14 protein-coding genes are annotated in these 11,042 nt (G+C 68.2%); 6 read left to right on the top strand and 8 right to left on the bottom strand.

The annotated features are described in order from the left end of the window. Nucleotides 1-8 precede the first annotated feature (8 nt). A complete protein-coding gene (locus ABE85_RS02495; RefSeq protein WP_082938252.1) occupies nucleotides 9-1,100 on the bottom strand; it encodes a putative 2-aminoethylphosphonate ABC transporter substrate-binding protein in 1,092 nt (363 codons plus the stop codon). Nucleotides 1,101-1,286: 186 nt separating this feature from the next. Between ABE85_RS02495 and ABE85_RS02490 the strand changes: the two genes are divergently transcribed. From ABE85_RS02490 to ABE85_RS02475, 4 genes are all read left to right on the top strand, one after another. After that, nucleotides 1,287-2,150, top strand: coding sequence for a LysR substrate-binding domain-containing protein (locus ABE85_RS02490; RefSeq protein ID WP_067269778.1), 864 nt, complete (start codon nucleotides 1,287-1,289; stop codon nucleotides 2,148-2,150). A 141-nt stretch (nucleotides 2,151-2,291) separates the two neighbouring features. After that, entirely contained in the window at nucleotides 2,292-2,597 is a 306-nt protein-coding gene (locus tag ABE85_RS02485) for a hypothetical protein (protein WP_067269775.1), read from the top strand. A gap of 43 nt (nucleotides 2,598-2,640) precedes the next feature. Further along, complete coding sequence (locus tag ABE85_RS27305; protein WP_157521874.1) at nucleotides 2,641-3,237, top strand: hypothetical protein; 597 nt, start codon at nucleotides 2,641-2,643, stop codon at nucleotides 3,235-3,237. 41 nt (nucleotides 3,238-3,278) lie between these two features. After that, nucleotides 3,279-3,770: a hypothetical protein gene (locus ABE85_RS02475; RefSeq protein ID WP_157521872.1), complete on the top strand. Its 492-nt coding sequence runs from the start codon at nucleotides 3,279-3,281 to the stop codon at nucleotides 3,768-3,770. Between the two features lie 62 nt (nucleotides 3,771-3,832). On the opposite strand, the gene ABE85_RS02470 is transcribed toward ABE85_RS02475, so the two are convergent. The 3 genes from ABE85_RS02470 to ABE85_RS02460 all read right to left on the bottom strand — a co-directional run bounded on the left by ABE85_RS02470 (nucleotide 3,833) and on the right by ABE85_RS02460 (nucleotide 6,608). Further along, nucleotides 3,833-4,807 carry a tripartite tricarboxylate transporter substrate binding protein gene (locus ABE85_RS02470; protein WP_067269767.1) on the bottom strand — a complete coding sequence of 325 codons (975 nt, stop codon included), beginning with the start codon at nucleotides 4,805-4,807 and terminating at the stop codon, nucleotides 3,833-3,835. Between the two features lie 161 nt (nucleotides 4,808-4,968). Beyond that, nucleotides 4,969-5,544: a hypothetical protein gene (locus tag ABE85_RS02465; RefSeq protein ID WP_067269764.1), complete on the bottom strand. Its 576-nt coding sequence runs from the start codon at nucleotides 5,542-5,544 to the stop codon at nucleotides 4,969-4,971. Between the two features lie 80 nt (nucleotides 5,545-5,624). Further along, entirely contained in the window at nucleotides 5,625-6,608 is a 984-nt protein-coding gene (locus tag ABE85_RS02460) for a GlxA family transcriptional regulator (RefSeq protein ID WP_067269762.1), read from the bottom strand. Between the two features lie 289 nt (nucleotides 6,609-6,897). Here ABE85_RS02460 and ABE85_RS02455 point away from each other — a divergent pair, with 289 nt between their 5' ends. Both ABE85_RS02455 and ABE85_RS02450 read left to right on the top strand, forming a co-directional pair. Then, nucleotides 6,898-7,173 (top strand): DUF3817 domain-containing protein, encoded by a 276-nt coding sequence (locus ABE85_RS02455; protein WP_067269759.1) that lies wholly within the window; start codon nucleotides 6,898-6,900, stop codon nucleotides 7,171-7,173. Beyond that, nucleotides 7,173-7,598: a CopD family protein gene (locus ABE85_RS02450; RefSeq protein ID WP_197507178.1), complete on the top strand. Its 426-nt coding sequence runs from the start codon at nucleotides 7,173-7,175 to the stop codon at nucleotides 7,596-7,598. Before ABE85_RS02455 ends, ABE85_RS02450 begins: the two co-directional genes overlap by 1 nt. 33 nt (nucleotides 7,599-7,631) lie before the next feature. On the opposite strand, the gene ABE85_RS02445 is transcribed toward ABE85_RS02450, so the two are convergent. From ABE85_RS02445 to ABE85_RS02430, 4 genes are all read right to left on the bottom strand, one after another. Next, complete coding sequence (locus ABE85_RS02445; RefSeq protein WP_067269754.1) at nucleotides 7,632-8,405, bottom strand: class II aldolase/adducin family protein; 774 nt, start codon at nucleotides 8,403-8,405, stop codon at nucleotides 7,632-7,634. A gap of 469 nt (nucleotides 8,406-8,874) precedes the next feature. Continuing rightward, nucleotides 8,875-10,068, bottom strand: coding sequence for an acyl-CoA dehydrogenase (locus tag ABE85_RS02440; protein ID WP_067269753.1), 1,194 nt, complete (start codon nucleotides 10,066-10,068; stop codon nucleotides 8,875-8,877). Nucleotides 10,069-10,104: 36 nt separating this feature from the next. After that, nucleotides 10,105-10,575: a RidA family protein gene (locus ABE85_RS02435; protein ID WP_082938250.1), complete on the bottom strand. Its 471-nt coding sequence runs from the start codon at nucleotides 10,573-10,575 to the stop codon at nucleotides 10,105-10,107. Between the two features lie 13 nt (nucleotides 10,576-10,588). Next, complete coding sequence (locus ABE85_RS02430; protein ID WP_067281665.1) at nucleotides 10,589-11,032, bottom strand: thioesterase family protein; 444 nt, start codon at nucleotides 11,030-11,032, stop codon at nucleotides 10,589-10,591. Between the last annotated feature and the right edge of the window lie 10 nt (nucleotides 11,033-11,042).

Below are 11,042 nucleotides of genomic sequence, written 5' to 3'. Positions count from 1 at the left end.
CTTTGCGATTACTTCTTCTCGGCCTTGGCCTCGTAGCGGCGCGACCACTCGGCGAGGATGCGGTCGCGGTTCGCGGCGGCCCAGTTGAAGTCGTTCTTCGCCAGCAGCTTGTCGAGGTCGGACGGCACGAACTCCAGCTGCTCCTGCACCGTGGGCAGCGCCAGCACGGCGAAGTTCTTCGCATAGAGCTCATTGGCCTTGCGCGTCACGGACCAGTCGGCCAGCGCCCTGGCGGCGTCCAGCTTCCTGGTCGTCTTCATGACGGCGGTGGCCTCGACGTCCCAGCCCAGGCCTTCCTTCGGGAAGACGATGTCGATGGGCGCGCCTTCCTTCTTGGTCTTGTTGGCGCGGTACTCGAAGGACAGGCCGACCGGGAACTCGCCGGCGCCGGCCTGGCGGCAGGGCTTGGAGCCGCTGTGCGTGTAGACGCCCATGTTCTGGTGGAGCGCGTCCATGAAGGCCCAGCCCTTGGTCTCGCCCATCATCTGCAGCCAGGCGGAGACCATCAGGTAGCCGGTGCCGCTGGAGGCCGGATGCGGCATCGTCAGCAGGCCCTTGTAGACCGGCTGCGTGAGGTCGGCCCAGGACGTGGGCTTGGGCAGGTTGTGCTTCGCGGCCTCGGCGGTGTTGAAGCACACGGCCGACGACCACAGGTCCATCCCGACCCAGGTCGGCTGCGGACGCGGGTCGCGCATCGTCGCGCGGACCTGCTCCAGGCCCTTGGGCGCGTAGGCGGCGAGCATGCCTTCCTTGTCCAGCAGCATCAGCGACGTGGCGGCCAGGCCCCAGACGACGTCGGCCTGCGGGTTGGCCTTCTCGGCCAGCAGCCGGGCGGTGACGATGCCGGTGGACTCGCGGACGAACTTGAGCTCGATGGCGGGATGGTCCTGCTCGAAGGCGGTCTTGTAGGCCTTGATCTGGTCGGCCTCGAGGGCGCTGTAGACGAGCAGCTCGGTCTTGCCCTGGGCGCCCTGGGTCCCCTGGGCGCGGACCTCGGGACTGGTGAATGCGGCGATCGCCGCCAGGGCCAGCGCCGCGGCGGCGTGGAGGACGGTGGACAGGGGGGACGACCGGGTGGTCGACAGGGAGGTGATCGGCATGGGCGCTCCAGCGGGGAGGTCGATGGGAGGGATGGGGGACACTGTAGGAATGGCATATGTCATTGACGCGTCAAACGCCCCAAGTTCCCGGAAACCGGTATTGGCCGTTTTGGGGGATTCGAGCGATCCGGACGATTCGGGAGGTTCCGCAGAGGCCGGAGACGCCGGAGATCGGGGAGGCCCGCAGTGCTCGTGAACCAGCTGAAGGCCTTCTTCGCCGTGGCGCGGCTGGGGTCCATCACCGGCGCGGCCAGGCAGCTGGGCCTGTCCCAGCCGACGGTGACGACGCAGATCCGCGCGCTGGAGGAGCAGTACGGGGTGGAGCTCTTCCACCGGGGCGGCGGGCGGCTGAGCCTGAGCGACGCGGGCCGGCGGCTGATGCCGCAGGTGGACGCGCTGCTGCAGCAGGAGCTGGACATCGAGTTCGCGTTGCGCGACTCGGCCGAGCTGCGCGGCGGCACGCTGCGGCTGGGCGCGACGGCGCCGTACTACACGCTGACGCTGGCGCAGCGCTTCAGGACGCGGCACCCGCGGGTGGAGCTGAGCATCGCGGCGGGCAATTCACGGCAGATGGTGGATGCGCTGCTGGCCTACGAGGTGGACCTGGCGACCTCCAGCCACCTGGTGGACGACGCGCGGCTGCACCGTGTCGAGCTGGGCGCCGATCCGCTGGTGCTGCTGCTGCCGCGCGGCCATGCGCTGGCGCGCCGTGCGACGGTGCCGCTGACGGCGCTGGCGGAGGAGACGCTGCTGGTGCGTGAGCGCGGCTCGATGACGCGCGCGCTGGCCGAGCAGGCACTGGACGCGGCGGGGGTGCGCCCGAAGGCGCAGATGGAGATCGCCAGCCGGGAGGCGCTGCGCGAGGCGGTGGTGCGAGGGCTCGGCTTGAGCATCTTCGCGGCGCACGAGACCGGGCGGCACCCGGACCTCCTCGCCCTGCCCTTCGCGCAGGACATGCCGCTGGTGCGTGAGTATCTCTACTGCCTGCGGGAGCGGCAGGGGGCGACGCTGGTGGCGGCGATGCTGGGGTGTGTGGAGACGAAAGACTGAGGTCGAACTGAAGCGCGAGTCCCCCGCTTCCAAAGGCATTTCCCTCTGAAGTTTGATTCGCTCCGTCTTTGACTTTTCGCAGAGACCAACGATTCAAATTTAGGAACGATGCCGGCTTCCAAAATCAGCTCAGCGCACAACATGAACCCAACTGAATCCACGCCAGCACTGGACGAGGAAGCCGACTACGAGAGGCTCTTCGATGGGATCTACCGTGAGGTCAATCGCAGGGTGGACATGAATAACAATGACATGGTCAACCTGGTCCACTCGGTCGCCACCCATGGGGCCATTTCGGAAGATCGTTACCGCCGTTTGATTGCAAAGGGGAATCCTCAATCCCATGTCGATGCCGCTGCACGCATTGCCGCAGAGGCGTACGCCGCGTGGGCGCTTGCTCGCATCGGGCCTCCGGCCCGCTTGACGGCATCAGCGAACGCGGACTGACCGGACGACGCGCCCCTGCATCTCCATCGCAGAGAATCCCCCGATGCGCATCCCCTCCCGCCGAATGTCGAAGTCCCATCACCAGCCGCTTTCCGGCTGGCGGCGGGTCGTCGCAATGGCGGCATTGGGCGCCATGCTCCTGGCCATCGCGGGGTGGTTTCTGAAGGCGCTGGTTCAAGCGCCCATCCCAGTCCTCGGCGCGACCATCGCCTTCGCGGGAGCGTCTGCCCTATGGCACTACGGATGGGGCCTTCCGCGGTTCAAACAGACGGAGGAAGCAGTACGCGCCTTGGCGGCCGCCCGCGCCGGCCAGTCGATCTGCGAGTTCTCGCGCGACTTCGATCTCCGCGCGGTCGATCCGTGGATCGTGCGAGCGGTCTACGACGAGCTTCAGAGCGAGATGGAAGGCGCCTTCGGCCTGACCGGTTTTCCCGTCCGCGCCGACGACCGGATGGTCGCCGACCTCCACATCGATCCCGAGGACCTCGACTTGAGCGTGGCCCCGACCGTCGCGAATCGCGCGTGCCGGTCGCTGGACGACTGGGCTTCCAATCCGTTCTACAAGGACACCACCACCGTGCGCGGACTGGTGCTGTTCCTCAACGCCCAGCCGCTGGTCCGGCCGAAGGTGGCCGCGTAGATACTCGGCGCCCGCGACTCACAGCGCTGCATGCCAGTCCCATGGAACAAACCCCGCCGACGTCGATCCCACTGCGCCACCCGATGAGCTCGCTCGTGATCGGCACGATCAGCGCGGCGTTCTTTTTCTGGCTCGCCGCCGTGTCGTTCACCACCGGCCAGCATCCCGCGGCCACGTTCGGCACCACGCTCTGCTTCGTCGGGCTCGGGCTGATGGCCTTGCCCATGGTGGCCGACTACTTCTTCGCCCGGCATCACCTGTCGGACGAGGCCATCGACTTCGGCCGCCGCTTCGGCGGCCGCGGCACGATGCGCTGGGCCGACGTGCGGCTCGTGCGCTTCTCGCCGACGATGAAGTGGTTCGTGCTCACGGACGACGCGAGCAACAAGGCCCGGGTGTCGTCCACCCTCACCGGCCTGCCGGAGTTCGCGAGACTCGTGCTCGCGCACGTGCCGCCGGAGGCGATCGACAAGAAGACGCACAAGCTGCTCGTCGATGCGAGCCTCGGCCGGAGACCGCGCGTCTGGCTCTGACCGCGCAAGACCTGGCACTCGTGCCAGGGCCGCGCCTGCCGTGGCTATCCCCTGCGGCAGGATCAATCCGCCGTGATCCCCCGCTCCTTCACCAGCTTCGCCCACTGCGGCAGTTCCTTCTCCAGCCGTGCGCGCGCCTGCGCCGCCGTCGACGGCGTGGCCTCGAAACCTTCCTTGGCCATCCGATCCTTGACCGTCTGCGCCGTGAGCACCGCGTGCAGCGTCGCGTTCAGCTTGTCGATCACGGGCCGCGGCGTGCTGGCCGGCGCGAAGACCATGAACCAGGTCTCGAAGGCGTAGCCGGGAACGCCGGCCTCGGCGATGGTCGGCACGTCCGGCATCAGCGGTGAACGCTTCGGGCCGGTCACGCCCAGCGCGCGCAGCTTGCCGGACGCCACATGGCCTTGCGCCGCGGACAGCACCGGGAAGGACATCTCGACCTGCCCGCCTATCGTGTCGCTCAGCGCGGGACCGCCGCCGCGATACGGGATGTGCACGATGCTCACGCCCGCCACCGCCTTGAACAGCTCCGCCGACATGTGGAAGGTGCTGCCCGTGCCGGCCGACGCGTAGGAGAGCTTGCCCGGCTTGCTTTTGGCCAGCGCGACCAGCTCCTTGACCGTCTTCGCCGGCACCTGCTCGTTGACGACGAGCACGTGCTGCGAGCTCGCGACCATGCCGATGGGCGCCAGGTCCTTGAGCGTGTCGTAGGGCATCTTCGGCGTCAGCGCCGGATTGATCGCGAGCGAGACCGTCTGCAGGCCGATGGTGTAGCCGTCGCCGGCGGACTTCGCGACCTCGGCCACGCCGACGTTGCCGCCCGCGCCCGCCTTGTTCTCGACCACCAGGGGCTTGCCGAGCGCCTTGCCCCATTCGTCCGAGATCAGTCGCGCGACGATGTCGGCGCTGCCGCCGGGCGCGTAGGGCACGATCAGCCGCACGGGGCGGTCCGGGTAGGTCTGCGCGAAGGCGCTCGCCGGCAGCAGCGCCGCCGCCAGCGCTGCCGAGCCCGCCGCGATCAGGGATCTGCGAATCATCTTGTCTCCTGTGAGGCCCCGGTCGTGCGCCGGGGTCGCCCCATCCTAGGCCGGGGCCAGGGGACCGGCATGTCGGTCCGGATCATTCATTCGTTCCCACAGGGAATGGATCGCCGCCCGCCTCCCGGCGCTCGCGCAGGCCTCAGCGCATGAATGGCGGCTCACGGCGCATTCAAGGGCCCGGCCTTCACGCGCGCGACCTTGTCCGTGCGCAACTGCTCCAGCAGCTTGAGCGCGAAGCCGTCGGCCGTCTTCGCATCGAAGGTGACGAAGGTATGCGCAATCAGCTTGACCTCGCCGGTCCAGGTCGGGCCCTTGGGCTGCGGCTCGATCAAGGTCTGCGCCTTGAACGACAGCGTCTTGCCGTTCCACACCGTCGCGCGGTTGGGCGCCAGCACGAGGAACTGCTCGCCCGGCTGCAGCGTGTAGCGCTCGAAGACCTGCTCCGGCGTCTCCACGTAGCCCAGCGTGCGCGTCGGCACGCCGTTGTTCTGGAAGACCAGCGGGATCCGCTCCGCGAGGTGAGGCAGCAACGCTGTCGTGTCGCCCTCGCCCTTGATGGTGGCGAGGTTGGCGCCGCCGAAATGTCCGGCGACGAAAACGACGGCCAGCTTGCGGGCGGCGGGCTCCCGGTCGTCGTTCTTGCGACCGGTCGCGTGGGTCATCGTGCAACCGGCCAGGATGACGGCGGCCGCGGCGGCGGCCAGGCGGAGGAAGTGGTGTCGGCGAAGGGTCACGGCAGAAGGTACAGGTAGAAGGTGCAGGCGGAAAACCGCGGAATGTAGCGCGGCCGCCTGGGGTGAGCGTTGTGCGGCCGTTAAGGTGTCCGGGGACCTCGGCGCGCGTCGCGTGCTCCGAAATTCTTGCGATAGGCACTCGGACTGACGCCGGCGATGCGATGGAACTGGTTCCGGAAATTCGCGGCCGATCCGAGGCCGACGGCCTCGACGATCTGCTCGATGCTCGAGGAGCCGGTCTCGAGCAGCTCCTGCGCACGGCGCACCCGCGCCTGGATCAGCCATTGCACCGGCGCGAGGCCGAGCTGCTCCTGGAAGCGCCGGTGGAGCGTGCGCGGGCTGACGCAGCCTTTGCCCGCCAGTTCGCTCATCGAGATCGGACGGTGCAACTGCCGCAGCGCCCAGGCGATGACCGGCTGCAGGTCGCGATCCGGCGGGAGGTCGGCGGGCTGGATGAACTGCGCCTGGCCGCCTTCGCGCTGCAGCGGCACGACGGACAGGCGCGCCATGCGGGCCGCGACGGCGGTGCCGTAGTCGTTGCGCACCATGTGCAGGCAGAGGTCGATGCCGGCGGCCGCGCCGGCCGAGGTGAGGATCCGTCCGTTGTCGACGAAGAGCACTGCGGGATCGAGGTCGACCTCGGGATGGTGCCGCGCCATCAAGGGCGCGGCAGCCCAGTGCGTCGTCGCGCGCAGGCCGTCGAGCAGCCCGGCCTGCGCGAGCACGAACGCGCCCGTGCAGATCGATGCGATCCGCGCGCCGCGCGCGTGCGCCGCCACGAGCGCGTGCTTCACGGCCGGACTGATCGGCGTTGCGGGCGACTCGATGCCCGGCACGACGATGGTGTGCGCGTGCCTGAGCGTCGCGAGGCGGCGCTTCACACCGATCGTGAAGCCGCCGACGTCGATCTCGTCGTGCTCGCCGCAGACGGTAACGGTGTAGCCCTTGCGTCCGTCGTCCAGCACGACGCGGCCGAAGACCTCGCCGGCGATCGTCAGGTCGAACGGCACCACGCCGGGCAGAGCGAGCACGGCCACCTGGGGTTGGCCCTCACCCCCCGCCATCTCCCGCGATGCGGGAGAGGGAGTTCGGAGCGACGAGCGAGGGGATCGTGAGGCGGGCATGGGAAAGAACTCCGGGCGGAAGGCGCGAGGCGTGAGACGCCAGGCGTGGGCGATCCGTCATTCTCCACGCAGCTGGCTGAAAACAGTCGAAGGCCGTCGATTCAGCCACTTTCATCGATGGCGTCCGATGGGAAGAATCCTCCTGTTCTTCACGGACCTAACGGAGTGCCAGTTGCCTCATTCGTACCGTTCTCATCCGCCTCGCCCGAACGCCCACCCGCGCCTCTCCGTGCTCCGACGTCTGTGTCTGCTGGAGGCCTTCACGCTGCTGGCGCTTGTGCTGGTCGCAGTGCCGCTGAAGCACCTGGCGGGTCTGCCGATCGCGGTGTCCGTGATGGGTCCGGTACACGGGATGGCCTTCCTCGTCTTCTGCTGGCAGCTTGCGCAGGCCGCGACGGAGCGCGCCGTCGACGGCGCGACCGCATGGCGACTGCTCATCGCGGCCGTCATCCCGCTCGGCGGCCTCTACAGCTGGTTCGCGCTGGGTCGCGAGGCCGCGCGGTGATGTACCTGTGGCTCAAGGGGCTGCACCTCGCGGCCGTGCTGACCTGGGTGGGCGGATTGGTGCTGCTGGGTGTCACGACGGCCGCGCTGCGGTCCGTCAAGGACTCGGTCCTGCTGCCCCACGAGAAACGCCTCGGCACGGCCATCCTGCACTGGGACCGGCGCGTGACCACGCCGGCGATGCTGGCCGTCTGGGCCCTGGGCATCGCACTCGCGAGCTGGGGCGGCTGGTTCGGCGCGCTCTGGCTGAACGCGAAGCTGCCGATCGTGGTGGTGCTGTCGGGCTTGCACGGGGTGCTGTCGGCGACGTTGCGCCGACACCTCGAGCAGAGCGAGCGCCCTGCGCCGGGCTGGATCCGCCAGGCACCGGTCATCGCCATCGTCGGCGTCGTCGCGATCGCGCTGCTCGCGACGATCAAGCCCTGATCGCGCCCGTTCCGAACGGATGTCCGTCCGTCTTCAGACGTCGAAGCCGGGGCACTGCCGCTGCGCCTGCCGCAGCAGCGTGGGCCACACGAAGGCCCCGCCGAGGCCGCCGGTCTGCACGCGCATGGCCTCGGCGGTGCCGCGGATGATCGCGTCGTGGACGGGCGTCAGCTCGACGCCGCCGGCCTGCGCCGCGATCTGGATCTGGCAGGCGCTCTCGAAGGTGTACATCGACAGGAAGGCGTCCGCGATCGACTTGCCGACGGTCAGCAGCCCGTGGTTGCGCAGGCAGTAGAAGATCTTGTCGCCGAGGTCGTTCTGCAGTCGCGGCTGCTCGTCGGGGCGGATCGCCACCCCCTCGTAGTCGTGGTACGCGAGCGAGGCCAGCACGAAGGTCGACTGCTGCGAGATCGGCAGCACGCCGCCCTTCTGCGCCGACACGGCCACGCCGGCGCGCGTGTGGGTGTGCAGCACGCAGCCCACGTCGGGCCGGGCGGCGTGGATCGCGGAATGAATGATGAAGCCGGCCTGGTTCACCGGGAACGGCGTCTCCTGCAGCTTGTTGCCGGACGCGTCGACCTTGATCAGGCTGGAGGCCGTGATCTCGTCGAACATCAGGCCGTAGGGATTGATCAGGAACTCGTGCGCGTCGCCGGGCAGCCGCGCGCTGATGTGCGTGAAGATCAGGTCGCTCCAGCCGTAGCGCGCGACCAGCCGGTAGCACGCGGCGAGGTCCACGCGCAGCTGCCATTCGGCGTCGCTGACCTGGCCCTTGAGCGAAGGGATGCGGGCGGTGATGTCGTCCATGAGCGTCTCCAGATCGCGCCGGACCCTCGAACGGGGCCGGTCAGCGGCGGATCGTGCTACCGGACTTCCTGGGTCGCTGTCGCATTCAGGACAGATCGTCGGATGCCTTGCGGTGTTGACTCAAGTAACGCGTGAAGCGTTCATCTTGACTGTCCACCGCCGCATCGTTCACCGTCTTCGCGTGGGCATGGCTGGGATGGAGAGACTCGGGACGCTCGGTGCACTTCCTGGTCCTTCTCATTCCCCACGTGCTTCAGAACATCGTCGCCATGACGCTTCAGGTCCTCGTCGATCGCGTCTGATGAAGCTCGCCTCGCATTGGCTCAGACCATCGATGAACAGGCACCTCTGACGATTTCAGATCGCCCAATCCATACGCAGAAAGACGCAATTTTGCAACTTTCTGCATATGATTTGGGTACGAAAAAGGGCGCCGCAGCGCCCTTCTCTTCCTCTGGAAACTGACGTCTCAGAACGCCGCGATCCCCGTCTGCGCCCGCCCCAGGATCAGCGCATGGATGTCATGCGTGCCCTCGTAGGTGTTGACCACCTCCAGGTTGACCAGGTGTCTGGCGATGCCGAACTCGTCGCTGATGCCGTTGCCGCCCAGCATGTCCCTCGCCGTGCGCGCGATCTCCAGCGATTTGCCGCAGCTGTTGCGCTTCATGATCGACGTGATCTCCACCGACGCCGTGCCCTCGTCCTTCATGCGACCCAGCCGCAGGCAGCCTTGCAGGCCCAGCGTGATCTCGGTCTGCATGTCCGCGAGCTTCTTCTGCACCAGCTGGTTGGCCGCCAGCGGCTTGCCGAATTGCTTGCGGTCCATCGTGTACTGCCGCGCCGTGTGCCAGCAGAATTCCGCCGCGCCCAGCGCGCCCCACGCGATGCCGTAGCGCGCGCTGTTCAGGCACGTGAACGGACCCTTGAGGCCGCGCACGTCGGGGAAGGCGTTCTCCTCCGGGCAGAAGACCTCGTCCATCACGATCTCGCCGGTGATCGACGCTCTCAGGCCCACCTTGCCGTGGATGGCCGGCGCGCTCAGGCCCTTCCAGCCCTTCTCCAGCACGAAGCCGCGGATCTGGCCGCCGTCGTCCTTGGCCCAGACCACGAACACGTCGGCGATCGGGCTGTTGGTGATCCACATCTTGCTGCCGGTCAGCGCATAACCGCCGTCGACCTTGCGCGCCCGCGTCACCATCGAGCCCGGGTCCGAGCCGTGGTCCGGCTCCGTCAGGCCGAAGCAGCCGATCCACTCGCCGCTGGCCAGCCTGGGCAGGTACTTGCGCTTGGTGGCCTCGTTGCCGAACTCATTGATCGGCACCATCACCAGCGAGCTCTGCACGCTCATCATCGAGCGGTAGCCGCTGTCCACCCGCTCCACCTCGCGCGCGACCAGGCCGTAGCAGACGTAGTTGAGGCCGGCGCCGCCGTACTCCTCCGGGATGGTCGGACCGAGCAGGCCCAGCTCGCCCATCTCGCGGAAGATCGCCACGTCGGTCTTCTCGTGCCGGAAGGCCTCCAGCACGCGCGGCGCCAGACGGTCCTGGCAGTAGGCCGCCGCCGCGTCGCGCACGGCCCGTTCGTCGTCGGTCAGCTGCTGGTCCAGCAGCAGCGGATCGTCCCAGTGGAATGCGGCCTTCGCGGCCTTGGATGCGTGGCTCATGTGTCTCTTCCGTTCTTGAATGCGTTCAAACCGATCCTAGTCCCGTGCCGGCACCACCGCTGTCACCTCGATTTCGACCTTCGCACGATCCTCGATCAGACCCGCGACCTGCACCGCGGTCATGGCGATGCCGTACTCGCTGCCGAGCACCTCGCGGTAGGCCTGGCCTACCTCGCGGCCGCGCGCGACGTACTCGCGCTTGTCGAGCAGATACCAGGTCATGCGCACGATGTGGCGCGGCTCGGCGCCGGCTTCGGCCAGCACCGCCTTGATGTTGCGCAGCGCCTGGCGGCACTGGTCGATGAAGTCGTCGCTCTCGAACTGGCATTGGCCGTTCCAGCCGATCTGGCCGGCCACGCTCACCAGCGTGCCGCTCGCAGCGACGCCGTTCGCATAGCCGCGCGGCGCCGCCCAGCCCGCGGGTTGGAGCACGCGTTTGGCGGCGCTCGTGCCGGCGTTCCTGCCGGCGCCGGTGCCCGTGCTCGTCTTCTCGTTGTTGTCGTTCATCGTCTTGACTCCTCTACTGCTCTGACGATTGATGGGATTGCTGCTGCTGGACCGCCCGCACCAGCGCGGCGCGGACGTCCTCGGGGAAAGGTTGCGACTGGTGCGTCTCCAGCGAGGTGCACACCAGCACCTGGCCGAAGCTCACGCGCGGGCCGTCCGCGCCGTCGAAGCTCACGCGCAGCGACAGCGAGCTGCGCCCCACGCGCTCGATCCACAGCCGCTGCGTCAGCCGCTCACCCTGGCGGCTGATGCGCTCGAAGTTGGTCTGCAGCTGCACCGTCGGCAGGCCGACGCGGCGCGGGCCGAGCAGCTCCGCATACGGCACGCTCAGCCCCTCGTTGAACCAGTCCTCGACGAAGGCGTTGAGCATCTCGAAGTAACGCGGGAAGAACACGATGCCCGCCGGGTCGCAGTGCCCGAAGCGGATCAATACCTCGCGCTCGAAAGCTGCCGTCATGTCGTCCTCC

It is taken from the genome of Mitsuaria sp. 7 (genome assembly GCF_001653795.1).
Taxonomy (GTDB): Bacteria; Pseudomonadota; Gammaproteobacteria; order Burkholderiales; family Burkholderiaceae_C; genus Roseateles.
This window is presented reverse-complemented; position numbering and strand designations above follow the sequence as displayed.

What these genes read in the sequence shown, in the direction of transcription:
- ABE85_RS27305 (WP_157521874.1), top strand. Translation starts at nt 2,641, where the DNA reads ATGCGCATCCCCTCCCGCCGAATGTCGAAGTCCCATCACCAGCCGCTT.
- ABE85_RS02475 (WP_157521872.1), top strand. Translation starts at nt 3,279, where the DNA reads ATGGAACAAACCCCGCCGACGTCGATCCCACTGCGCCACCCGATGAGC.
- ABE85_RS02485 (WP_067269775.1), top strand. Translation starts at nt 2,292, where the DNA reads ATGAACCCAACTGAATCCACGCCAGCACTGGACGAGGAAGCCGACTAC.
- ABE85_RS02430 (WP_067281665.1), bottom strand. Translation starts at nt 11,032, where the DNA reads ATGACGGCAGCTTTCGAGCGCGAGGTATTGATCCGCTTCGGGCACTGC.
- ABE85_RS02450 (WP_197507178.1), top strand. Translation starts at nt 7,173, where the DNA reads ATGTACCTGTGGCTCAAGGGGCTGCACCTCGCGGCCGTGCTGACCTGG.
- ABE85_RS02460 (WP_067269762.1), bottom strand. Translation starts at nt 6,608, where the DNA reads ATGGCGGGGGGTGAGGGCCAACCCCAGGTGGCCGTGCTCGCTCTGCCC.
- ABE85_RS02470 (WP_067269767.1), bottom strand. Translation starts at nt 4,807, where the DNA reads ATGATTCGCAGATCCCTGATCGCGGCGGGCTCGGCAGCGCTGGCGGCG.
- ABE85_RS02495 (WP_082938252.1), bottom strand. Translation starts at nt 1,100, where the DNA reads ATGCCGATCACCTCCCTGTCGACCACCCGGTCGTCCCCCCTGTCCACC.
- ABE85_RS02445 (WP_067269754.1), bottom strand. Translation starts at nt 8,405, where the DNA reads ATGGACGACATCACCGCCCGCATCCCTTCGCTCAAGGGCCAGGTCAGC.
- ABE85_RS02440 (WP_067269753.1), bottom strand. Translation starts at nt 10,068, where the DNA reads ATGAGCCACGCATCCAAGGCCGCGAAGGCCGCATTCCACTGGGACGAT.
- ABE85_RS02435 (WP_082938250.1), bottom strand. Translation starts at nt 10,575, where the DNA reads ATGAACGACAACAACGAGAAGACGAGCACGGGCACCGGCGCCGGCAGG.